Origin of the sequence: Actinomadura rayongensis (assembly GCF_009831215.1) — a bacterium.
GTDB lineage: Bacteria > Actinomycetota > Actinomycetes > Streptosporangiales > Streptosporangiaceae > Spirillospora > Spirillospora rayongensis.
Genome location: NZ_WUTW01000002.1, coordinates 24,662 through 47,318, shown reverse-complemented (window position 1 = coordinate 47,318; position 22,657 = coordinate 24,662). Strand labels below are relative to the sequence as shown.

Genomic DNA, 22,657 nt, shown 5'->3' with positions numbered 1-22,657 from the left:
CGTCACCCGTTCAGCACGACGTGCTTGATCTCCTGGAACTCGGTGAGCGCCCGGGGGCCGTTGAGGCGGCCGACGCCGCTCTGCTTGAAGCCGCCCTCTTCCATCTGGTCGTGGATGACGCCCCAGGTGTTGGTCCACACCGTTCCGGCGTCCAGTTCGCGGGCGACGCGCAGCGGACGGTCGACGTCCCGCGTCCACACCGACGCGGCGAGACCGTACTCGGTGGCGTTGGCGCGCGCGACGGCGTCGGCCTCGTCCTCGAACACCTCGAACGTGGCGACGGGGCCGAAGACCTCGCGCTGGACGATCGGCGCGGCGACGTCGGCGACCTCGACCAGCGCGGGCCGCAGCAGCGCGTCGCGGGCGTCGGGGCCGGGGTGGACCAGGCCGCCGCGCACCAGGACCGTCCCGGCGGCGTCGGCGACGAGCCCGTCGATCCGGAGCGCCTGCGCGCGGTCGACGACGGGCCCCATGTCGGTGCCGGGGTCGTCGCCCGGCCCGACGCGGACGGCCTCCAGCGCCGCCGTGAGCCGGGCGCGCAGTTCCCCGGCGACGCCGCGCTGGGCCAGGACGCGGCTGCCCGCCATGCAGAACTGCCCGGAGAAGGTCGTGACCGCGGCCGTCAGGACGGGCACGGCGGCGTCCAGGTCGGCGTCGTCGAACACCAGCATCGGGCTCTTGCCGCCCAGCTCCAGCGACACCGGCTTGAGCCGCGCGGCGGCCTCGGCCATGATCACGCGGCCGACGGCGGTGCTGCCGGTGTAGCTGACGACGTCCGTCCCGGGGTCGGAGACGAGCAGCGGGGCGCCGTCGTTGCCGGACTCGGTGAAGGCGTTGAGGACGCCCGGCGGCAGGCACTCGCGGACCAGCTCGTACAGCAGCCCGTTGGTCAGCGCCGTCTGCGCGGGCATCTTCATCGCGACCGTGCAGCCCGCGGCGAGCGCGGGCGCGAACGACCGCACCGCGAGGATGACCGGTGAGTTCCACGGGACGATGACGGCGGCGACGCCGAGCGGCTGGTGCAGCGTCATCGAGTACGCGCCGGGGCGGAACTCCCCGGCCCGCCCGGCGTCGGTGAGCGCGAGCGCGGCGTTGTAGCGGAGCTTCGGGATCGTCGCGTCGATCTCCATCGCGGCGTCGGCGCGCTTCTTGCCGTTCTCGCGCGACAGGGTCGTGACCAGCTCGTCGCGGCGCTCGCCCATCCGGTCGGCGAGCCGCAGCAGCGCGCGGGCGCGCAGGTCGCGGTCGCGCGCCCAGGACGTGTCGGTGAACGCGGCCCGCGCGGCGTCGATCGCGGCGCGCGCGGTGACGGCCCCGGCGTCGGCGAACGTGCCGAGCACCTCCCCGGTGGCGGGGTCGCGGGACTCGCCGACCGCGTGGCCGTCGCGCCACTCGCCGGCGATCAGATTGCGGACGTGCGGCATCACAGGGCTCCCTCGAAACGGATGACGGGCTTGACGGTGCGGCCGGAGCGGGCGTCCTCGATCGCCTCGGCGAGCTGGTCGGGCCGGTAGCTCCGGATCAGCCGGTCGACGGGCAGCCGGCCCTGGCGGACGAGGTCGGCCAGCGCGGGGATGAAGGTCACCCGGTCGCTGCCGCCCTCGGTGACGCCCCGGATGGTGCGGCCGTCGATGAGCGCGTTGACGTTGAACGACGCCCGGGTGCCCGCCGCCGGGGCGCCGATGACCGCGACCGTCCCGTCGGCGGCGACCGCCTCGATCGCCAGTTCCAGCAGCGCCGCCACGCCCGTCGACTCCACGATGTGGGTGACGCCGGTCGGCCCGGCGAGCGCCGCGAGCCGTTCGGCCAGGTTCTCCCGGCCGGCGTCGATGCCGTCGGTGGCGCCCAGTTCGGCGGCGAGCGCGAGGCGGGACGCGACGACGTCCACCGCGATGATCCGGCGCGCTCCGGTGAGGCGGGCCGCCATCACCGCCGACAGCCCGACGGCCCCCGCGCCGAACACCGCCACCGTGTCGCCCGGCGCCGGACGCAGGACGTTGAGGATCGCGCCCGCGCCGGTCTGCACGCCGCAGCCGATGGGCGCGAGCATGGCCAGCTCGTCCTCGTCGGCCGCGTCCACGCGGACCATGCTGTGCTCGGCGACCAGCGCGTGCGCGGCCAGGGAGGACTGGCCGAAGAACAGGCCGCCGAGCGGGCCGCCGTCCGCGCCGACGACCGGGGTGGTGCCGTCGGGGCGGGCCGCGCCGAAGTTGAGGGGCCAGTACGTCGCGCACTGGGTGGGACGGCCCGTCCGGCACTTGGCGCACAGTCCGCACGAGTTGAACGACAGCACCACCTGGTCGCCGGGCCGGACGCCGGTCACGCCCGGGCCCACGGCCGTCACGATTCCGGCGCCCTCATGCCCGAGGACGGCCGGGAGCGGCACCGGGAGCCGTCCCGCCAGGACCGACAGGTCGGTGTGGCAGATGCCCGCGCCGACGATCCGGACGAGCGCCTCACCGGCCGAGGGCTCGTCGAGCCGGACGTTCTCCCAGTGCAGCGTGTCGGCGCCGGTCCGCGCGACGGCGGCGGTGGTCGGTGTGGCCATGCGCACTCCTGTCTTGATTTTCAGGAACTTCGTCCTGTTTATCGAAACATAGTGAGCGCTCGGGATCGTGGCAAGCCGGAGGGGGTCGCCGACGCGACCACTGTCATGTGTACGTATTCGTACCGTTGTGGCATTGGGGGGCGCGCTCTAGCTGGCCAAAGCCCGATTTTGAAGCCTTGACGGCCCATTTCCGCATCGGTACGGTGCCGGACAGACGCACCCTCCGGGACATGTGTATCGCCATGCAGGACAGGAAGTGGTTCATGAACGCTGAAGACCCGCAGCCCCGTCCCACCGCCGACGTCGCGATCGTCGGCTTCGGCCCCGTCGGCCAGCTCCTGTCGCTGCTGCTCGCCCGCGCGGGCCACGACGTGCTCGTCCTCGAACGCTGGGAGCGGCCGTACGCCCTCCCACGCGCCGTCCACTTCGACGACGAGATCGGCCGGATCTTCCAGGCGGCCGGGGTCGGCGACCGGGTCCGCGCGGTGACCGAGCCCGTGCCCGACCACTACGAATGGCGCAACCGCGCGGGCGACGCGCTCGTCCGCATCGACTGGTCGGGCAACGGGCCGTCCGGCTGGCCGACCGCGAACTTCTTCTCCCAGCCCGAGCTGGAGGGCGTGCTCGCCGCGGCGGTCGCCGAGCTGCCCGGCGTGGACGTCCGGCGCGGCCTGGAGGTCACCGGCCTGGACGAGCACGGCGACCGCGTCGTCCTCACGGCCCGGACGAAGGACGGCGCCGAGCGGAGTTTCGCGGCGCGGTACGTCGTCGGCGCGGACGGCGCGAACAGCTTCGTGCGCGAGCGGATGGGCTCCGCCCTCACCGATCTCGGCTTCTACTACGACTGGCTCATCGTGGACACCGTCCCGCGCGACACCGACACGGTCTGGTCGCCGATGAACTGGCAGCTGTGCGATCCGCGCCGTCCGACGACGATCGTGTCCGGCGGGCCCGGCCGCAGGCGCTGGGAGTTCATGCGCCTGCCGGACGAGACGGTCGCGGACCTGAACACGCCCGAGTCCGCGTGGCGGCTGCTCGCGCCGTGGGGCCGGACGCCGGAGAACACCGTCCTCGAACGGCACGCCGTCTACACCTTCCAGGCCCGCTGGGCGGACCGCTGGCGCGCCGGCCGCCTCCTGCTCGCCGGCGACGCCGCGCACCTGATGCCGCCGTTCGCGGGCCAGGGCATGTGCTCCGGGCTGCGCGACACCCGGAACCTCGCGTGGAAGCTCGACCTCGTCCTGACCGGCACGGCCGCGCCGGACCTGCTGGACACCTACACGAGCGAGCGCGTCGAGCACGTCCAGCACGCGATCGGCATGTCGATGGCGCTCGGCCGCGTCATCTGCGTGTCCGACGAGGACGCCGCCGCCGAGCGCGACGCGCGCATGATCGCGGCCGGCGCCGACCCCGCGCGAGCGCTGCCGCCCACCCCGCCGCCCGTGCTCGGCGACGGCGTCCTCCAGCACGACGCGGACGGAACGCGCCATCCGAACGTCGGGCACCTGACGCCGCAGTACCGCGTCGGCCACGCGGGACGGACGGCCCTGCTGGACGAGCTGACGGGCGGCGGCTTCGTCGTCCTCACCGACGGCGACGCGCCCTGCGCCGCCCTCGACGCGGCCGACCGGGCGTTCCTGCGCGCGATCGGCGCGACGCTCGTCCCGCTGAGCCCGCCGGGCGAGGGTGGCGCGTACACCGACGCCGACGACGCCTACCTGCCCCACATGCGCGACCACGGCCACGTCGCGGCCGTCATCCGGCCCGATTTCTACCTGTTCGGCGCCGCCACGACCCCGGCGGACCTGCACGACCTCGTCGGCCAGCTCCGCGAGCGGGTGCGGTTCACCGGCGCGTGAGGACCGGGACCAGGACCTCGTCCACGAACGCCTCCCGCCGGGGCGCGTCCAGGTCGCCCGTCCCGAGCACGTAGCTCACCATCACCTGGCCCATGACCAGGTCGAACAGGCGCGCGGCGAGCGCGGGGTCGGCCAGCTCGCCGCGGCCGATGGCGCGCTGGACGACGTCGCGGCAGTCCTGCCGGGCGCGGTCCAGGGCGCTCACCCGGACGGCCTCGGCGATGGCCGCGTCCTTCTGCGCGGCGGCGAGCAGGCTCGCGAACGCCGCCGCGTCCTCCTCCCGCGCGATGTGCGCGAGCGCCTCGACCAGCCGCAGCAGGTCGGTCCGCAGGTCGCGGGCGTCGGCGGGCAGCAGCGGGACGTCCGCGCCGCGCGCCAGCAGCGCCGCGCGGACCAGCTCGCTCTTGTCGGCCCAGCGGCGGTAGATCGTCGTCTTGCTCGACCCGGCGCGGGCGGCGACGGCGTCGATCGAGAGCTGGTCGAAGCCGACCTCGCCGAGCAGCTCGCGGGTGACGTCCAGGATGGCCCGCGTCCGGGCCGCCCCGCGGCCCACGGGGGTCTTCGCCGGGTCCGGTGACATGACGGTGTCAGCTCCTCAGCTCTCGGTGTCAGTGTACGTAATCGTACCGATGACCACCCGGCCAGAACACATGACACAAGCCACAACCGGCGAAAGCGCTGGTCGCCGGGGGGTTGACGTGTGATTTTCGTAACGATACGGTCCCGTACTACAACGATCGAGGCGTGAAATTCACGACAGATGTAGCGCCTTGCAGGACAGGAGGTCGCCGTGGCCGGAGACATCTTCCAGGTCGGTCGCGAGGTGGCCGTCTCCCTCCGCGAGGGGGACGGAACAGGGCTCCGGCTCCTGCTGCGCGAGCGGTTCGGGACGCCCGGCCCGCCCGAGGACCGGCTCGTGGAGATCACCCCGGCGGCCGGCCCGGACGCCACCCACACGGTCGCCGAGGTGATCACGGCGGGCGGCGCGCCGCTCGTCCCCGCCCCCGGCGACGGCCGGACCACCCTGCTCAACCTCATCACCGCCGACCGCCCGTCCTGGGCGCTCGACTTCAACGTCGCCGAGACCCGCGAGCACATCCGGCACCTGCCGGGCTTCGTCGGGACGGCCTTCCTGACCGGCCGCGCCACCGGCGAGCTGATCGAGCTCGTCCAGTGGCGGGACGCGGCCGACCTGCGCGCGGCCTTCGCCGACGAGCGGTTCCGCGCCCACGTGGACACCGTGCGCCGCGCCGCCCGCACCGACGTCGGCCGCTACGAGATCCTGCCCCACCGCACCGAGGAGAACGCATGAAGCCCCTGGTCATCGACGCCGACAGCCACTTCATGGAACCGCTGGACTTCGTCCGGCTGATGGACCCGGCGCTCGGCGCCGAGGTCACCGAGAAGGCCCCGACGGCCACCGGCCACGCCCTGATCGCCGAGGTCTTCGAGTCCGTCCCGGTGGACGAGCGCCCGCCCGCCGAGGAGTTCATCCCCGACAAGCTCAAGCAGGTCTTCGACCGCTTCGAGGGCCGCGCGGGCGCCGAGGACACCGAGGTCTTCGACGACCCGTCCGTCCAGGTCATGTTCGACCCGCCGGGCGGCAAGGGCGGCGCCGAGCGCATCGAGATCCTCGACCGGCACGGCATCGACGTGCAGATCGTCAACCCGAACCTCGCGATGGCCGCCGTCCGCGCCGCGCTGCGCGCCGAGACCGGGCTCGGGCTGCGCGTCGCGGAGGCGTACAACACGTGGGCGGGGTCCGCCGTCGACGGGTACACCGACCGGCTGCTGTTCACCACGGTCGTCCCGCTGGACGACGTCGACTGGGCCGTGGGGGAACTGCGCCGCACCCGGGAGCTCGGGTCCCGCACGTGGGCGATGCCGCTCAACCCGACGGGCGGACGCGGCCTCGGCGACTCGCACTACGACCGGCTCTGGGCCGCGTCCCTCGACCTGGACATGATCCCGCTGCTGCACGTCGGGTTCGGCTGGCCGCGCATCGACCTGGACTGGCTGCGGATCGACGGTCAGATCAGCTCGCAGATGATGATGCGGATGGGGTCGGGGCTGATGCGGACGCTGCCGCAGACCGTCCTGTCCCACCTGGTCTATCGGGGCGTCTTCGACCGCTTCCCCGACCTGAAGGTGTGCGTCCAGGAGTTCAACCTCGACTGGATCGACCTCTGGCTGGACACCCTGCCGAACCTCTTCTTCCCCTGGGAGCACAAGGCCGCGCCCGAGGAGATCCTCGCGAACAACCTGCGGTTCACGCCGCTGCGCGACCAGGACGTCGCGTCCGTCATCGACCGGCACGGGCCCGACCTCGTCTGCTACGCGTCCGACTACCCGCACCTGGAGGGCATCGCGAGCGACTGGGACTACTTCGACCGGCACCTCGCCGGCTACGACGCCGCCACCCGCGACCGGTTCAACGGCGGCAACATGGCCGCCCTGCTCGGCCTCTGAGGACCCGCATGCTCATCGCGATCGAAGAGGCGTTCTCGGTGCCCCGGTGGGACGCGCGTGAGGCGCGCACCATGCAGAAGGTCCGAGACAGCCTCCCCACCCCCGAACTGCGTGCGGAGTTCGCCCGCCGCCACGCGTTCTTCCGCGACGAACTCGTCCCCCGGCTCCACGACGTCGGCGGGCGCCGGATCGCGGAGATGGACGAGCACGGCATCGACGTCCAGGTCCTCTCCCTGACCACGCCCGGCATCCAGGCCGTCGCGGACGCCGCGCAGGCGTGCCGCGACGCCCGCGAGGCCAACGACCACCTGGCCGACGCGATCCGCGCGGCCCCCGACCGGTTCCGGGGCTTCGCGGCCCTGCCGCTGCAGGACCCGGCCGCCGCCGTCGCCGAACTGCGGCGCGCGGTCGAGGAGCTCGGGTTCGTCGGCGCGCTCGTCAACGACCACACCCTCGGCCGCTACCTGGACGAACCGCAGTTCGAGCCGTTCTGGCTCGCGCTGGAGGACCTGGACGTCCCGCTCTACCTCCACCCGGGCGCGCCGCCGGTCGACCGCTGGCACGTCCTCAACGGCCATCCCGAACTCGTCGGCCCGTCGTGGAGCTGGGGCGCCGAGGTCTCCGGGCACATGCTGCGGATCCTGTTCGGGGGCGTCCTGGACCGGCACCCGAAGGCACGCGTCATCCTCGGCCACATGGGCGAGGGCCTGCCGTTCCTCGTGTCCCGGCTCGACGCCCGGTACCGGCAGAACCCGTCCCGGCGGCTGCGCCGCGTCCCGTCCGCCTACTTCGGGCGCAACATCCTCATCACCACGTCCGGCGTGTGCTCGCACGCCGCGCTCACCGGCGCCCTGCTCGCGCTCGGCAGCGAGGCGATCATGTTCGCCGTCGACTACCCCTTCGAGTCCACCGAGGAGGCGGTGCGGTTCATCCGCACCGCGCCGCTCAGCCCCGCCGAGAGCGACGGCATCACCCACCGCAACGCCCAGCGGCTGCTGCGGATCTGAACGACAGGGAGGCGCGTCCTCATGTCCACCACCCCCCACCCCACCCCCACCGTCGCCCCGGCACCCGCCCACGGCCTGCCGCTCATGCTGGCCATGGTGATCCCCGCCCAGCTCCTCGCGATCACCGGCATCATCGGCGGCGCCGTCCAGCCGCACATCGCCCAGCACTTCCACACCACCGAGATCGCCTGGTTCAGCCTGGCGTCGGCGCTGGTCACGCTGGTGTCCGTCCCGTTCGCGATGAAGTTCGCCGACATCTACGGCAAGCGGCGCGTCATGCTGCTGCTCGCCGTCGCGGGTCTCGCGGGCGACGTCGTCGCGGCGCTCGCGCCCAGCTATCCCGTGCTGCTGGCCGGCCGGATGATCACCGGGCTGTACGGGCCGGTCGTCGCCCTGATCCACGCGGCCGTCCGCGAGTACTTCCCGCCCCGCCGCATCGCCACCGCGTACGGTGTCGTCACCGGCTCCATCGGCGTGATCACGCTCGCCGGGCCGCCGGCCACCGGACGGCTCGTCGACGCCCACGGCTGGCGCGGCGGGATGTGGCTGCTCGCCGGGCTGACGGCGTTCGCCGCCCTCATGATCTGGCGGATGCCCGAGACCCGGCGGCGCGGCCGGTTCGGCGCCGACTTCGACTGGGCCGGCGGGCTGCTGCTCGGCGCCGGGGTCGCACTGATCGTCTTCGGCGTCGGACGCGGGAACGGCCACGGCTGGACCGCCCTGCAGACCTGCGGGCCGATCCTCGCCGGGCTCGCCGCCCTGGCGTGCTTCGTCCCGGTCGAGCTGCGGGCGGCGCGGCCCGTGGTGGACGTCCGGATGCTGAGCCGCCGGCCGGTCGCCACCGTGATCGCCGCCGCCGCGTTCGCGCAGTTCGCGTTCGTCATCTCGCCCGCGATCCTGTCGTTCCTCGCCCAGTTCCCCCACATCCCCGGCGTCTCGGACAGCTTCGGCTGGTCCACCACGCACTACGCGCTCGTCGGCATCCCCGCGGGCGTCGCCACCGTCGCGGCGGGGCTGGCGGCGGGCGCGCTGCTGCGCCGGCATCCGCCGCGCGCCCTGTGGCTCGCCGGCACGACCGTCCTGATCTGCGGGCTGCTGCTGTTCTCCCAGTTCCACGGGAGCGCGGGCGAGGTCATCGTCAGCGGCGTCGTGACGGGCCTCGGCGGCGGGACGGTCATGGCCTGCGGCACCGCGATGATCGTCTCGGTGATCACGGCGCGGCACCAGGCGTCGGTCAACGGCATGGCCTACCTGCTGCTCCAGGTCGTCGGCGGGATCAGCTACCAGGTGCTGTTCACCGTCCTTTCGACGCACCGGTCGATCGTCCACGGGACGGCCTTCTACCGGGACCAGGCGTTCACCAACGGCTACTACTTCCTCGCCGCGCTCGGCGCGGTGGGCCTGCTGGTCTCGCTGTTCATGCCCCGGATGCGCCGGCTCGCCGACGCGGCCGACGACCCCGACGACGGGCGGTGACCGTGCTGATCGCGATCGAGGAGGCGTTCTCCCTCCCCGAACTGGACGAGCGGCGCCGCGCGGCGTTCGCCCGGCGCGTCACGTCCCCGGTCGTCCAGGCCGAACTGGCCCGGCGGCAGGAGATCTACCGGCGCGACTTCGCCGCCCGCCTCGCGGACTTCGCCGACCACCGGCTGCCGGAGATGGACGCGGCCGGGGTGGACGTCCAGGTACTGTCCCTGACCACCCCCGGCATCCAGGGCGAACCGGACGCGGCGACGGCCGTCGCGGACGCCCGCACGGCCAACGACTTCCTCGCGGCCGTCATCGCCGAGCACGGCGCCCGCTTCCAAGGCTTCGCCGCCCTCCCACTCCAGGACCCGCACGCCGCCGTAACCGAACTCCAACGCGCGGTGGACGACCTAGGCTTCGTGGGCGCGCTCGTCAACGACCACGGCCCGGACGTCGCCCGGCTCCGCCGCCCCGAGTACGACCCGCTCTGGCGGACGCTGGCCGACCTCAACGTCCCCCTCTACCTCCATCCAGGCGCACCCGAGATCGACCCGGCGGACATCACGCCGGACGACGAAGGGAGCTGGGCGGCGGACGCGGCGATCCACGCCCTGCGCCTAGGCGCACGAACTGCCGCGCTAGCGGCGCGGCTCGTCCACGCCCGCATCTTCGACCGCCACCCCGGCGCAAGGATCATCCTCGGCCACATGGGGGAGGGCCTGCCGTTCCAGCTGGCCCGGCTCGACGCCCGCTACCGCCAGGCCGGCGAGACAAGACTGCAGCGCCCACCGTCCGCATATTTCGGGGACAACGTGCTCATCACCACGTCCGGAATCCACTCACCCGAAACCCTCGCAGCAGCCGTCCTGGCGGTCGGCGCGGACGCGGTGCTGTTCGCGATCGACTACCCCTTCGAGTCCAGCACAGAAGCGGCGCACTTCCTGCGAACCGCCCCACTGAGCGTCCACGACCGCGAAAAAATCGCCCACCGCAACGCCGAACGCCTCCTGCTCCGCGGCGCACGATGACAAGCCAGGACCGCCGACCAAACGTCTAGGCGATCGCCGTATCGACCTGTCAGACCCCGGAAATCCGTAGCCGACCACCGATGGCACAGAGCAACAAGAAGGCCGCCCGTGAGCGCGAACGCTGACGGGCGGCCTTTTCGAGGGTGGATCTAACGAGGGCTTACTCGAACCCAACCCGCACGATGAGCAAGCCGCACGGCGACCTCGGCCAGAGGGGGGCGTGGGGGCGGAGCCCCCACACCGGGGGTCTGGGGGTCGTCCCCCAGATAAACACTGCGGGCCACCGGGAAGGCGCAGCTGCGCCGACCACGATGGCCCGACTCGTGGAGCTGAGGGGATTTGAACCCCTGACCCCCTCGATGCGAACGAGGTGCGCTACCGGTCTGCGCCACAGCCCCAACGACTCCGTCAGGTTAGCAGGATCTCGGGGTGTTCGCGTAACCGGAAAGCGCCTCACTCGCCCACGGCGCGGCGGTCGGCGGCGTACTGGTCGAAGACCTCCTCCTCGGGGGCCGGGACGAGTTCGATCACCTCGGCGTGGGCCGCGGCGACGGCGGCGGCCTCGGCCTCCAGCTCGGCGGCGCGGCGGACGCGCGCCCGGTGCGCGGCGTCGGCGCGGCGGGCGGCGTCCACGCCGACGGCCACGCGCAGCAGCGCCAGGTGGCCCGTCAGCAGCAGCAGGGCCGGGACGGTCGTCCACCAGGGGGCGACGCCGGTCGCGGCGAGGACGATCGTCGTCAGGAACAGCAGCGTGAGGCCCGTCGTGCGGCGCCGGCGGCGCGCGATGACGGCCGCGCGGCCCGGGCGGCGGCGCGGCTGCGGGACGGGTGAGGGCTCGTGGATGTCCGCGTCGTCCTCCGTCTCGAATGTGACCGGCGTCTCGTCGAGATAGAACTCATCCGTTTCCTCGCCGCGGCGAGGACGGAAACGAGAAACTCCCGGAGACTCATTGTTGTCCCGGCGGAGCCACATCGGCACGAGAACGACGGCCCAAACGGCGACGATCGCGAGATAGAGGACGGCACTGCTCACGCGGCGACCCCAGCGGGCCGCGAACGCCCCGGGGCACGGCGGAGGAACGCGCCGCGGAACGGCGCGCGCACGTGCATCGGGAGCAGGGTCACGCCCGCACGGTACGAGTCGGTGTCAACGGTTGACGAGCATAAGGGGCGGTGTGTCGCGAGATCGTTCTCTTGGTTACTCTCCGTTTGCCGAGCCTTCGCGAGCGCAGGAAACTTACGGCGCGGCGAACGCCCGGACGTCACCGTCCGCTCAAATGTCAGGGTGACGACGGCGAGTGGGGAAATGCTCGTCTCCGTGCGGCGAGCCAGCGCGCGCGCAGCCCGACGGGGACGTCCTCGCTGGTCAGCGCGTAGCAGATGTGGTCACGCCAGGCTCCGTCGATGTGCAGGTGACGGCGCCGAATTCCCTCTTCGCGGAAGCCGAGTTTCTCCACGACGCGGCGGCTGGCGGCGTTCTCCGGACGGATATTCGCCTCGACGCGGTGCAGTCCGACGGTGAAGAAGCAATGGTCGACGGCGAGCGCGACGGCGGTGGGCATGATGCCGCGTCCGGCGACCTGGCGGTCGACCCAGTAGCCGATCTGCGCGGACCGCGCGGAGCCCCAGACGATCGCGCCGATCGTGAGCTGCCCGGCGAACCGGTCCTCGTGGGTGACGACCCAGGGCAGCGCCAGTCCCTGCCGGGCCTCGCGGCGCATCGTCCGGACCATCGTGAAGTACGGGCCGAGACCGCTGCGGAACAGGGGCGTCTCGGGGTTGGTGGGCTCCCAGGGGCGCAGCCACTCGGCGTTGCGCACGCGCATGTCGCGCCAGATCGAGGCGTCACGATGCCGCAGCGGGCGCAGCCCGACCGGTCCCTCGGTCAGTGTGACCGGCCAACCCCGCATGCGTTCCACGACTCCATGATTCCCTTTTCGCGTGCCCGGACGCCATCAATTGTCCACCAGATCGTCCGCCGCGCTCCGTCCGGCACGCGCCGACGGCCGACCGACGCACCTGCGCAGAGCCCCAAACGACCGCCGACCACCAAGCCGAGGCCGCCCACCGAGCGGACGACCCCGTCCAGCATGACGAAACGGTCATATCAGACGCACCAAGCACCGTCCATGCCCCCGCCGGACCCGCAAGATCGCCAGACGGACCGCACCAGCCCGATAGCCAACGATGGCGCCCCGGCCAGCACGCGTCACACCTGCGCCGCACCCGCCTGATGGCCAACGACGGCGTCCCGCGCAGCGTGCGTCACGCCCGGGCCGCACCCGCGCGAAGGCCAACGGCGGCGTCCCGGCCAGCGCGCGTCACCCCTGGGCCGCGCCCGTCCGATGGTCAACGATGGCGTCCGCAACAGCGTGCGCAGGCCTGGGCTGCGCACGCGCGATGGCCAACGGCCGCGTCCAGGGCGGCACGTGTCACGCCGGGTCCGCGCTGGTCCGATAGCCAACGATGGCGTCCGGGACAGACCGCGTCACGCCCGGGCCGCGCCCGCGCGATGGCCAACGGCGGCGTCCAGGGCAGCCCGCATCACGTCTGGGCCGCGCCCGCGCGATAGCCAGCAGTGGCGTCCGGGACGGCGCGTATCACGTCCGGGCTTCGCCCGCGCGGTGGCCAACGGCGGCGTCCCGGGCAGTGTGGGTCATGCCCGGGCTTCGCCCGCGCGATGGCCGACGGTGGCGGCCGGGACTGCGTCACGCCGGGGCCGCGCCTGGGCGATGGCCAGCGATGGCGCGGCCCGGAGGGCGCGTGTTACGGCTGGGGTGGACGGGGGTGGTCGCCGCCGGCGATCTGGTCGACGGCGTGCCGCAGGACGGTTCCGAGCACGGCCATGCCGTCGCGCACCCCGCCCGTCGAGCCCGGCAGGTTCACGATGAGCGTGCGGCCCGCCGTCCCGGCGATCCCGCGCGAGAGGACGGCGGCGGGCACGACGTCGCGTCCGTCCTGCCGGATCGCCTCGGCGATGCCCGGAACCTCCCGTTCGATGATGCGGCGCGTCATCTCGGGTGTCTCGTCGGTCGGGCTGAGCCCGGTGCCGCCCGTGGTGACCACGACGTCGTACCCGGCGGCGACCGCGTCGGCGAGGACCTCGGCGACCGGCTCGCCGTCCGGCACGACGACCGGACCGTCCACCTGGCAGCCGAGGTCCTCCAGGAAGCTGACGAGCAGCGGCCCGGACCGGTCCTCGTAGACGCCCGCAGCGGCCCGGTTCGACACCGTGACGGCCATCGCGCGGATCAGCGATCTCCCGTTCGGCGCCATGTCCCGGTCTTGCCTCCCGTCTTCTCCTCGACGCGGACCTGCGTGATCGTGGCCGCCGGGTCGATCGCCTTCACCATGTCGATCAGGGCGAGCGCGGCCGTGGTGACGGACGTCAGCGCCTCCATCTCGACGCCCGTCCGGTCGGCGGTGCGGGCGGTGGCGAGGATCGCGACGCCGTCGTCGGCCACGGTCAGGTCGACGGCGACACCGTGCAGCGCGATCGGATGGCACAGCGGTACCAGGTCCGGTGTCCGTTTCGCGCCCATGATCCCGGCGATGCGGGCGACCGACAGCGCGTCGCCCTTGGGGACGTCCCCGGCGCGCAGCGCGGCGACGCACCGCGCGGACAGCGCGACGAAGCCCGCGGCGGTGGCGGTGCGGTCGGTGACGTTCTTCGCCGAGACGTCCACCATCCGCGCCTTGCCCGACGCGTCGAGATGGCTGAACTCGGCGAACTCCGATCCCATGCTCATGACGGCAACCTCATGACCTCGACGTGCGCGCCGGCGGGGACGGCCTCGGCCTCCTCGTCCACGACGATGAGGGAGTCGGCGCCCGCCAGCGACCCGAGCTGGTGCGAGCCCTGCCCTTCGGCGGGCGTGACGGTGGGGTGGCCGCGGTTCTCGCTGAGCCGCGACCGCTGGTAGTGCCGGATCCCGGCGGGCGACCGGACGTCGGCGCCGAGGACGGCGCTGACGGTCGGCAGGGACTCGGGCGGCAGGCCCTGCATCGCCCGCAGCGCCGGACGAACGAACACCTGGAACGACACGTACGCGCTGACGGGGTTGCCGGGCAGCGTGAACACCGGCGTCCCGTCGAGCAGGCCGAAACCCTGCGGTTTGCCGGGCCGCATCCGCACCTTGTGGAACGCCATCGTGCCGACGCCGGTCAGCACCTCCTTGACGACGTCGCGGGCGCCCATCGAGACCCCGCCGGTCGTGACGATCGCGTCGGCGTCCCCGGCCAGGTCCCGCAGGGTGCGCAGGACGTCGGCGGGGTCGTCGGCCACGATCGCCCGCCGCCGTCCCGTGCCGCCCGCCTCGTCCACGGCGACGGCGAGCATGAAGCTGTTGGAGTCCCAGATCTGGCCCGGTTCCAGCTCGCTGCCCGGTTCGCGTAGTTCGCTGCCCGTGGACAGGACGACGACCCGGGGTTTGCGCCGCACGCTCACCCGGGGCCGGCCCACGGCGGCGAGCATCCCGATCTGCGCGGCGGCGAGCCGGGTCCCCGCGTCCGCGACGACCTGGCCGGCGACCACGTCCTCGCCGGACCGCCGGATGTAGTTCCCCGGCGGCGCGGCGCGCAGCACCCTGACGCTGCGCACGCCGCCGTCGGTCCACTCGACGGGCACCACCGCGTCCGCCCCGGCGGGCAGCGGCGCGCCCGTCATGATCCGCGCCGCGCCGCCCGCGTCGATCTCGGCGACGCCCGGCACGCCCGCGGCGATGTCGCCGCGGACGGGCAGGACGACCGGCGACGCCTCGGTGGCCCCGGCGATGTCCGCCGCGACCACCGCGTAGCCGTCCATCGCCGAGTTGTCGAAGGGCGGCAGCGCGACGGGCGCCGCGACGGGCTCGGCGAGGACCGTGCCCGCCGCGTCCGCCAGCGCCACGTCCCGCGGCGCCAGCACCGAGATCTCGGCCAGGATCGCGGCGAGATGCTCCTCGACCGTCCTCATGCCCACGCTATGCCCACGCTTCCCCCGTCCGGTGGCCGGTCACCCGTTCCCCGCACCGCCCCGCTCGGCGCAGAAGTCGCGCAGCCAGGCGAGGAACTCCGCCGACAGGTCTTCCCGCTCGGACGCGAACATCACGACCGTGCGGAGATACTCCAGCTTGTTCCCCGTGTCGTAGCGGCGTCCGCGGAACTTGACGCCGTAGACGCCGCCGCCCTGGTCGGCGGGGGTTTCGGCGAGCGTGCGCAGCGCGTCGGTGAGCTGGATCTCCCCGCCGCGGCCGGGCGGGGTCTTCTCCAGGACGTCGAACACCGCGGCGTCGCAGACGTAGCGGCCGATGATGATCCAGTTGCTGGGCGCCTCCCCGGACGGCGGCTTCTCGACCAGGTCGGTGATCCGGACGACGTCCTCCTCGTCGGTCGCCTCGATCGCGGCCGAGCCGTAGGCCGACACCTGCTCGGGTTCCACCTCCATCAGCGCGACGACGCTGCCGCCGTAGCGCTGCCGGACCTCGATCATGCGGCGCAGCAGGTCGTCGCGGGCGTCGATGAGGTCGTCGCCGAGCAGGACCGCGAACGGCTCGCGCCCCACGTGCTGGCGCGCGCAGTACACGGCGTGCCCGAGACCCTTCGGCTCGCCCTGCCGGACATAGTGCATGATCGCGAGATCCGCGGACTCGCGGACCGCGGCCAGGCGTTCGGCGTCGCCCTTGGCGTCGAGGGCCTCCTCCAGCTCGTAGGCCCGGTCGAAGTGGTCCTCGATCGAGCGTTTGTTGCGGCCGGTGATCATCAGGACGTCGGTGAGTCCCGCGTCGACGGCCTCCTCGACGACGTACTGGATCGCCGGTTTGTCGACGATCGGCAGCATCTCCTTCGGCGTCGCCTTCGTCGCGGGCAGGAATCGGGTTCCGAGACCCGCCGCCGGAACGACGGCCTTGAGTACGGGTGCGTTGTCGGCCATGGTGAGACCCTAGCCACCGACGGTGAGAAGATCGTGAGCGACATCGAGATCGACATCGACGCGAAACGCGCGGCGCGCGCGTCCGCACTGGCGGCGCGGTCCGCGCTCGACCCCTCGACGCGGACGTCCGCCGCCCGTGCGCTGCGGGACGCGCTGCTGGCGGCCCCCGAGATGGAGATGGCGGGGACGGTCGCGGCCTACGCGTCGGTGGGCGACGAGCCCGACACCCGCGGCCTGCTGTTCGCGCTGTGGAAGCGCGGCGCGTACGTCCTGCTGCCCCTTCTCCTTCCGGACGGCGATCTGGACTGGGCCTCGTACGAGGGGCCGGACTCCCTGCGGCCGGGGCCGCGCGGAACGCTGGAGCCGTCCGAGCCGCCGCGCGGGCCGGGCGCGGTGGCCAGCGCGGACGTGGTTCTGGCGCCGGCGCTCGCGGTGGACCGGACGGGCACGCGCCTCGGCCGGGGCGGCGGCTCGTACGACCGGGCGCTGGCGCGGGTGGGTCCGGCGATCCTGACGGTGGCGCTGCTGTACGACGGCGAACTGGTGGAGGCCCTGCCCGCGGAACCGCATGACCGCCCGGTGCGGGCGGCGGTGACCCCGTCCGCGGGTCTCGTGCGCTTCTCTTGATCATTTTTGCCTCCGTGACGGACCGGTGACGGAACGCGTCCATCGTCGCGGAGGGGTCTGACATTTTCGCGGGCACCCGCCGGACGAGGTGCTGAACCCGGCAACGGAGTGCGAACAGCCACAAAAATCACAATCACCGCATCTGTGCAGCTCAGATGGGTGTTTTCGCGGCGATCGACCCTCGGTGACCGTCCCGAGAGGTCACTGAAAGTATGCGATCTACGGCTAAATCTGTAGGATTCCTAAACGATCACTCGTCGCGGCCCCACCGGGAGGGATGTGCATCTCGAACTCTGGCTACTCCTCGGATCCACGCTCGTACTCAGTGCGATCGTCGCCGTCCGGCTGTCCTACCGCGCCGGACTCCCCAGCCTCCTCATCTACATCGCGCTCGGGCTCCTCGTCGGCGAGGCCGGGCTCGGCATCGACTTCGACGACGCCGAACTCGCCGAGATCCTCGGGCTCGCCGCACTCGTCCTGATCCTCGCCGAGGGCGGCATCACCACCGACTGGCGGCGCGTCCGCGACTCGGTCCCCGCCGCGATCTCGGTGTCCGTCGCCGGGACGCTGATCAGCATCGGCGTCGTCGCGGGCGCCGCGATGTGGCTGCTCGGCATGGACTGGCAGCTCGCGTTCCTGCTGTCCGCCGTGCTCGCGCCCACCGACGCCGCCGCGGTCTTCTCCGTCCTGCGCCGCCTGCCCCTGCCCTCGCGCCTGACCGGCCTGCTGGAGGCGGAGTCGGGCTTCAACGACGCCCCGGTCGTCATCATCGTCGTGGCCCTCAGCACCACGGACGCGTCGGCGCCGAACCTGTTCGAGCTGTTCGGCGTCATGGTGTACGAGCTGATCGCGGGCGGTCTCATCGGCTTCCTGATCGGCTGGCTCGGTGCGTACGGGCTACGGCGCGTCGCGCTGCCGGCGTCCGGTCTCTACCCGATCGCGGTGCTCTCGCTGTCCGTCGGGGCCTACGGCGTGGCTGCGCAGACGCACGCCAGCGGGTTCCTCGCGGTCTATGTGAGCGCGCTCGTTCTCGGCAACTCGCGTCTTCCGCACCGTCCTGCCACGCGGGGGTTCGCCGAAGGCATCGGCTGGCTCGCGCAGATCGGGCTGTTCGTCATGCTCGGGCTGCTCGCCTCGCCCGACGAACTGCCGGCGCAGATCGTCCCGGCGCTGATCATCGGGTTCGTCCTGCTGCTCGTGGCACGGCCGCTTTCGGTCGTCCTGTCCACCTTCGGGTTCCGGCTCGGCTGGGGCGAGAAACTCTTCGCCTCGTGGGCCGGGCTGCGCGGCGCCGTACCGATCATCCTCGCGACGATCCCGATGGTGAACGAGGTCGCGGGCGCCGACCGGCTGTTCGCGATCGTGTTCAACATCGTCGTCGTGTTCACGCTGCTCCAGGGGCCGACGCTTCCGCTCGTCGCCCGCTGGTGCCGGCTCAGGGACGACGAGAACCCGCGCGAACTGGGCGTCGAGGCCGCGCCGCTGGAGGAACTGCACGCCGAACTGCTGGAGATCCGCGTCCCGCCGGACTCCCTGCTCGGCGGCGTCGAGCTGTTCGAGCTGCGACTGCCGCCGGGGGCGTCCATCACGCTCGTCGTCCGCGACGGCGCCAGCTTCGTGCCCGGCTCGACCACCGCGCTGCGCGGCGGCGACACGCTGCTCGTCGTGGCGACCGAGGAGGTCCGGGAACTGACCGAACGACGGCTGCGCGCCATCAGCCGGCGCGGCAAGCTGGCGGGCTGGTTCGGGGAGACCGGGGCCTGATCCGGGGAACAGCCCGGAGGAGAATCCCGTTGCCAACATCGGTACCATTAGCAGTCGTTTCAACTGAGTGCCAGCCCGCTGGTCCGGGCTGAGTCAGCGAGGAGGAACCGTGCCGACGTATCAGTACGTTTGCACCGAGTGCGGCGAGCCTCTGGAGGTCGTGCAGAGTTTCAGCGACGACGCGCTGACCGAGTGCCCGGCCTGCCAGGGCAAACTCCGCAAGGTCTTCTCGGCGGCGGGGATCATCTTCAAGGGGTCCGGGTTCTACCGCACCGACAGCCGGGGGTCGTCGTCCTCGGTGTCGTCGTCCTCCAAGTCGACGGACACGGGCAAGTCGGACACCGCGAAGTCCGACTCGTCCTCGTCGGCCTCGTCCGGTGCGAGCGAGTCGTCCTCGTCGTCCAGCACCACGTCGTCGTCCTCCTCCTCGTCGGAGAAGGTGGCCTGACCGCGCCGCGAGCGGTGGGGCGCCCGGGGATCAGCGCGGGAGTTATCCACAGTTCGCGGCGGGGCTCGCGGGGCGGTGCGGCGGCTGCCTAGGGTCGGCCGCATGACGACTTCGCAGACCCTTCCGGAGCCGGCCGCCGAGATCGGCGTCATCGGCGGCTCGGGCTTCTACTCCCTTCTCGACGATGCGGAGGAGATCCGGGTCGACACGCCCTTCGGGGCGCCGAGCGACCCGGTCGCTGTCGGGGAGCTGAACGGCCGCCGTGTCGCGTTCCTGCCGCGCCACGGCCGCGACCACCGGTTCCCGCCGCACGCCATCCCCTACCGGGCGAACCTGTGGGCGCTGCGGGCGCTCGGCGTCCGGCAGGTGCTCGCGCCGAGCGCCGTCGGCTCGCTGGTCGCCGAGCACGGCCCCGGGACGCTCGCCGTGCCCGACCAGCTCGTGGACCGGACGTCCGGCCGCGCCCAGACCTATTACGAGACCGGCGCGGCCATTCACGTGCCGTTCGCGGACCCGTATTGCGCGGCGGGGCGGCGGGCCGCCGTCGACGCGGCGCGCGACACCGGCTGGGACCCGGTGGACGGCGGCACGCTCGTCGTCATCGAAGGCCCCCGCTTCTCCACCCGGGCCGAGTCGCGCTGGTTCAGCGGCCAGGGCTGGACGCTCGTCGGGATGACCGGCCATCCCGAGGCCGTGCTCGCCCGCGAGCTCGCGCTCTGCTACACGCCGTTGTGCCTGGTCACGGACCTGGACGCCGGGGTCGACACGGGCGAGGGCGTGACGATGGCCGAGGTGCTGGAGGTCTTCCGCGCGAACGTGGGCCGACTGCGGGCGCTCGTCGGTGACGTGGTGACGCGCCTTCCGGCCGAGCGTCCGTGCCCGTGCCCCAACGCGCTCGACGGCATGAAACTTCCGCTGGAGCTGCCGTGAACGGGCTGCGCTCCCTGCTGCGGTGGCGGGTCCGGCACCGGCGCGCGGCGGCGGCGCTGTTCGCGGCGTTCGGCGCCGGGTTCGGGCTGCTCGCGCTCCGTCCGGCGGGGGCCGGCGGGGTCGAGATCCTCACGGCCGCGCGGGACCTTCCGGCGGGCGCGACGCTGCGGCCGTCCGACGTGCGGCGGGCGACGGTGCCGCCGGACGCCGTCCCGGCCGGGGCCGCGCGCTCGTCACCGGCCGGACGGGTGGTCGCGGGCGCCATGCGGAAGGGCGAGCCGTTCACGGACGCGCGGCTGGTCGATGCCGCCGGTCTGCTGCGCGGTTTTCCGGCGGGGACGGTGGCGACGCCCGTCCGGATCGCGGACGCCGACGCCGTGCGCCTGCTGCAGCCCGGGGACCGGATCGACATCCTCGCGGCGAGTGCGCCGGGAGCCGCCGAGCCGGCGTCCACGGAGCTGACGCCGTCCGACCCGGCCGATCCCGGACCGCTGCCGAGCCCGTCCGTCCCGCCGCCCACATCACCCTCACCGACACCGCCGCAGGAGCCCGGCGCGACCACTACACCGCACCCGGATCGAGGAACCGCGCCACGACCGTCCGAGCGGACGCACGCACCCGACCCAGCCCCGCCGTTCCCCCGCCCCTCCGGCAGGACGACCACGGCACCTCCCCAACCCGCGCCGACCACGCGGACGGCCCTAGCCGACCTCAGGCTGGACCACGCAGTCGAAGCCGGGCACACGACCAGGCTCCGCATCTGGCCGGGCCATGCAGCCGAAGCCGGGCTGGGCACCGGGCTCCGCATCTGCCCGAGCCGCGCAGTCGAATCCGGGCACGGCGCCCGGCTTCAGATCAGGCCGGGCCGCGCGGCGTACGAGGGCGAGATCGCCGCCCTGCACGCCTACCAAGGAGCGTCCATGCTGACGGGCGGTTCGGGGGCGCATGCCCGGCTGGTCGCGGCGGGCGTGACCGTGCTCGCCGTGCCGCGAAGCCGGGAGACGGCAGGTCAGGGGGCACTCGTCGTCGTGGCGACGGACCGCTCGCAGGCGGCTGCGCTGGCCGGGGCGGGAGGTGTTCTCTCGGTCACGATCGAGCCGGACTGAGCCGCGACGAACACGGGGAATCCTCGCGATCTCACGCACAGTACCCGAGCGATTCGGGTAGAAAGTGTGGTCGTCACACCCCCGACATGTGCTGGAGACTCCATCATGGGCGGCTTCAAGAAGTTCCTCATCCGCGGGAACCTGGTCGATCTGGCGGTCGCGTTCGTCGTCGGCGCCGCGTTCGCTTCGCTGGTGAAAGATTTCGCGAACTCGTTCATCACGCCGCTGATCGCCCTGTTCGGCGGGAAGCCGGACTACACGGCCCTGACGTTCAAGATCGCGGACACCACCTTCCCGTACGGGGACTTCGTGACCTCGGCGCTCTCGTTCGCCATCACCGCCGCGGTCGTGTACTTCCTGGTGGTCCTCCCGATGAGCAAGCTGCTGGAACGCCTCGACCGCGGCAAGGAGAAGACCGAGCACGAGTGCCCGGAGTGCCTGAGCGAGATCCCGATCAAGGCCCGCCGCTGCCGGTTCTGCACAGCGCTGGTCACCGCCGACGCCTGACCCCGCATACGACGGCGAACACTCACCCGACCCGCCGGTCCGACTCCGTTGCTGAGCCCGCCCAGGCGCCACCCGAGCACCCGGAGCACCGGCGGCCAGCCCAGCCGTCCAGCCACCGCACAACCGTCTCCCGGCCACGGCAGGCGCCGCGAACGCGGGCGATCACGACGGCCGCCAGACGCACAGTTCGCTGCGCGATCACGGCCGGCCAGGCGTACTCGACCTGCGGGTACGTCCGGATGCTCGGCACCCGGAAGCCCGCCGGATCTGCGCCGATCCGGCGGGCGCAGCCCATGCACCGGCCTTGGCGCGGAAACAATCTCGGCGCAGCGGTCGGCGGCCTCGGGGCCTTGGCGCCTCGCCCGCACCGCATGCCGCGCACCGCGCCGCAAGCCCGCACCGCGCCGCAAGCCCGCACCGCGCCGCAAGCCCGCACCATGATCGGCAGGCGCGACAGTCCTAGCGGTCGAGGCGACTGTGGCGCTGGTAGGCACGCGGATGCCCCGTTCTGCGACGCCCCGGCTGACGGCGACAGCCGAGACGCCGCCGACGCGGTCAAGCCGCTCTATGCCGGGGCGGACGGCAAGGGCGTCAGCGGGTGGGAGCCAAGGTGTCGTGTGATCAGCGGAAATGTTGCGCGATCATCTCGCGCTGCTGCTGGTCATGCTCACCGCCTGCTTCCGGTCGTACTCGCTGGCGGATTGCGCACGCCGCCTACCTCGGGGTTCTGGTCGCCGTCGGCGCCGTCAACGTGGGGGACTGGCCCGGCCGACGCCGTTCGTTCTGGACTAGCCCGCACGGATGCTGCCCCGGGGCTGCGCACGATGGTCCGCGCGGGCGCACGGGTCGCCAAGGCGGCCGTCAAGCAGACCACCGACCCCGGCCAATACCGCCATCGCGTCGACGTGCGGCCTCGTGCCGATCCGGGCCGGTGACCGTCCTGCGGCTGCACAGGCTCGTCCATCTACACGGGAGACGAGCCACGAC

General features: G+C 72.8%; 21 protein-coding genes and 1 tRNA gene. 12 read left to right on the top strand and 10 right to left on the bottom strand.

Going from position 1 to position 22,657, the window contains the following annotated elements; all coding sequences use genetic code 11:
* Nucleotides 1-2: 2 nt before the first annotated feature.
* Together GQ466_RS09640 and GQ466_RS09635 are read right to left on the bottom strand one after the other, a co-directional pair.
* Entirely contained in the window at nt 3-1,424 is a 1,422-nt protein-coding gene (locus GQ466_RS09640; protein ID WP_161102548.1) for an aldehyde dehydrogenase family protein, read from the bottom strand.
* Complete coding sequence (locus tag GQ466_RS09635; RefSeq protein ID WP_161102547.1) at nt 1,424-2,548, bottom strand: NAD(P)-dependent alcohol dehydrogenase; 1,125 nt, start codon at nt 2,546-2,548, stop codon at nt 1,424-1,426. Before GQ466_RS09635 ends, GQ466_RS09640 begins: the two co-directional genes overlap by 1 nt.
* Before the next feature lie 263 nt (nt 2,549-2,811).
* Between GQ466_RS09635 and mhpA the strand changes: the two genes are divergently transcribed.
* The gene (gene mhpA / locus GQ466_RS09630) at nt 2,812-4,407 is read left to right on the top strand and encodes a bifunctional 3-(3-hydroxy-phenyl)propionate/3-hydroxycinnamic acid hydroxylase MhpA (RefSeq protein ID WP_161102546.1); all 1,596 of its coding nucleotides are present in this window, start codon (nt 2,812-2,814) and stop codon (nt 4,405-4,407) included.
* Here mhpA and GQ466_RS09625 read toward each other — a convergent pair.
* Nucleotides 4,394-4,987, bottom strand: coding sequence for a TetR/AcrR family transcriptional regulator (locus GQ466_RS09625; protein WP_161102545.1), 594 nt, complete (start codon nt 4,985-4,987; stop codon nt 4,394-4,396). The genes mhpA and GQ466_RS09625 overlap by 14 nt on opposite strands.
* Nucleotides 4,988-5,197: 210 nt before the next feature.
* Here GQ466_RS09625 and GQ466_RS09620 point away from each other — a divergent pair, with 210 nt between their 5' ends.
* Genes GQ466_RS09620 through GQ466_RS09600 form a run of 5 tightly spaced genes read left to right on the top strand, consistent with a single transcriptional unit; the run spans nt 5,198 to nt 10,378 of the window.
* The gene (locus tag GQ466_RS09620) at nt 5,198-5,719 is read left to right on the top strand and encodes an antibiotic biosynthesis monooxygenase family protein (RefSeq protein WP_161102544.1); all 522 of its coding nucleotides are present in this window, start codon (nt 5,198-5,200) and stop codon (nt 5,717-5,719) included.
* Entirely contained in the window at nt 5,716-6,876 is a 1,161-nt protein-coding gene (locus tag GQ466_RS09615) for an amidohydrolase family protein (protein ID WP_161102543.1), read from the top strand. Before GQ466_RS09620 ends, GQ466_RS09615 begins: the two co-directional genes overlap by 4 nt.
* An 8-nt stretch (nt 6,877-6,884) precedes the next feature.
* Nucleotides 6,885-7,883 carry an amidohydrolase family protein gene (locus GQ466_RS09610; protein ID WP_202420355.1) on the top strand — a complete coding sequence of 333 codons (999 nt, stop codon included), beginning with the start codon at nt 6,885-6,887 and terminating at the stop codon, nt 7,881-7,883.
* Nucleotides 7,884-7,904: 21 nt separating this feature from the next.
* Nucleotides 7,905-9,359 (top strand): MFS transporter, encoded by a 1,455-nt coding sequence (locus GQ466_RS09605; protein ID WP_161102542.1) that lies wholly within the window; start codon nt 7,905-7,907, stop codon nt 9,357-9,359.
* On the top strand, nt 9,356-10,378 hold the full coding sequence (locus GQ466_RS09600) for an amidohydrolase family protein (protein ID WP_161102541.1): 1,023 nt from the start codon (nt 9,356-9,358) through the stop codon (nt 10,376-10,378). The genes GQ466_RS09605 and GQ466_RS09600 overlap by 4 nt, the downstream gene beginning before the upstream one ends.
* 324 nt (nt 10,379-10,702) lie before the next feature.
* Here the strand turns inward: GQ466_RS09600 and GQ466_RS09595 are convergent.
* The 7 genes from GQ466_RS09595 to galU all read right to left on the bottom strand — a co-directional run bounded on the left by GQ466_RS09595 (nt 10,703) and on the right by galU (nt 16,288).
* Nucleotides 10,703-10,776, bottom strand: a tRNA-Ala gene (locus tag GQ466_RS09595).
* 55 nt (nt 10,777-10,831) lie between these two features.
* Entirely contained in the window at nt 10,832-11,410 is a 579-nt protein-coding gene (gene sepX, locus GQ466_RS09590; RefSeq protein WP_161102540.1) for a divisome protein SepX/GlpR, read from the bottom strand.
* A gap of 247 nt (nt 11,411-11,657) precedes the next feature.
* Nucleotides 11,658-12,287: a GNAT family N-acetyltransferase gene (locus GQ466_RS09585; protein ID WP_202420354.1), complete on the bottom strand. Its 630-nt coding sequence runs from the start codon at nt 12,285-12,287 to the stop codon at nt 11,658-11,660.
* An 856-nt stretch (nt 12,288-13,143) separates the two neighbouring features.
* Nucleotides 13,144-13,653 carry a MogA/MoaB family molybdenum cofactor biosynthesis protein gene (locus tag GQ466_RS09580; RefSeq protein WP_161102538.1) on the bottom strand — a complete coding sequence of 170 codons (510 nt, stop codon included), beginning with the start codon at nt 13,651-13,653 and terminating at the stop codon, nt 13,144-13,146.
* Nucleotides 13,629-14,126 carry a cyclic pyranopterin monophosphate synthase MoaC gene (gene moaC / locus GQ466_RS09575; RefSeq protein ID WP_161102537.1) on the bottom strand — a complete coding sequence of 166 codons (498 nt, stop codon included), beginning with the start codon at nt 14,124-14,126 and terminating at the stop codon, nt 13,629-13,631. Before moaC ends, GQ466_RS09580 begins: the two co-directional genes overlap by 25 nt.
* A complete protein-coding gene (gene glp / locus GQ466_RS09570; RefSeq protein ID WP_161102536.1) occupies nt 14,123-15,331 on the bottom strand; it encodes a molybdotransferase-like divisome protein Glp in 1,209 nt (402 codons plus the stop codon). The genes moaC and glp overlap by 4 nt, the downstream gene beginning before the upstream one ends.
* A gap of 39 nt (nt 15,332-15,370) precedes the next feature.
* Nucleotides 15,371-16,288 carry a UTP--glucose-1-phosphate uridylyltransferase GalU gene (gene galU, locus GQ466_RS09565; RefSeq protein WP_161102535.1) on the bottom strand — a complete coding sequence of 306 codons (918 nt, stop codon included), beginning with the start codon at nt 16,286-16,288 and terminating at the stop codon, nt 15,371-15,373.
* A 33-nt stretch (nt 16,289-16,321) separates the two neighbouring features.
* On the opposite strand from galU, the gene GQ466_RS09560 reads away from it, so the two are divergent.
* The 6 genes from GQ466_RS09560 to mscL all read left to right on the top strand — a co-directional run bounded on the left by GQ466_RS09560 (nt 16,322) and on the right by mscL (nt 21,670).
* Nucleotides 16,322-16,915, top strand: coding sequence for a 5-formyltetrahydrofolate cyclo-ligase (locus GQ466_RS09560; protein ID WP_337193403.1), 594 nt, complete (start codon nt 16,322-16,324; stop codon nt 16,913-16,915).
* Between the two features lie 279 nt (nt 16,916-17,194).
* The gene (locus tag GQ466_RS09555) at nt 17,195-18,679 is read left to right on the top strand and encodes a potassium/proton antiporter (RefSeq protein WP_161102534.1); all 1,485 of its coding nucleotides are present in this window, start codon (nt 17,195-17,197) and stop codon (nt 18,677-18,679) included.
* A 109-nt stretch (nt 18,680-18,788) separates the two neighbouring features.
* A complete protein-coding gene (locus GQ466_RS09550; protein WP_161102533.1) occupies nt 18,789-19,127 on the top strand; it encodes an FmdB family zinc ribbon protein in 339 nt (112 codons plus the stop codon).
* 102 nt (nt 19,128-19,229) lie between these two features.
* Nucleotides 19,230-20,057: an S-methyl-5'-thioadenosine phosphorylase gene (locus GQ466_RS09545; RefSeq protein ID WP_161102532.1), complete on the top strand. Its 828-nt coding sequence runs from the start codon at nt 19,230-19,232 to the stop codon at nt 20,055-20,057.
* Nucleotides 20,054-21,163 (top strand): SAF domain-containing protein, encoded by a 1,110-nt coding sequence (locus GQ466_RS09540; protein ID WP_161102531.1) that lies wholly within the window; start codon nt 20,054-20,056, stop codon nt 21,161-21,163. Before GQ466_RS09545 ends, GQ466_RS09540 begins: the two co-directional genes overlap by 4 nt.
* A 105-nt stretch (nt 21,164-21,268) precedes the next feature.
* The gene (gene mscL, locus GQ466_RS09535) at nt 21,269-21,670 is read left to right on the top strand and encodes a large conductance mechanosensitive channel protein MscL (RefSeq protein WP_161102530.1); all 402 of its coding nucleotides are present in this window, start codon (nt 21,269-21,271) and stop codon (nt 21,668-21,670) included.
* Nucleotides 21,671-22,657: the final 987 nt, after the last annotated feature.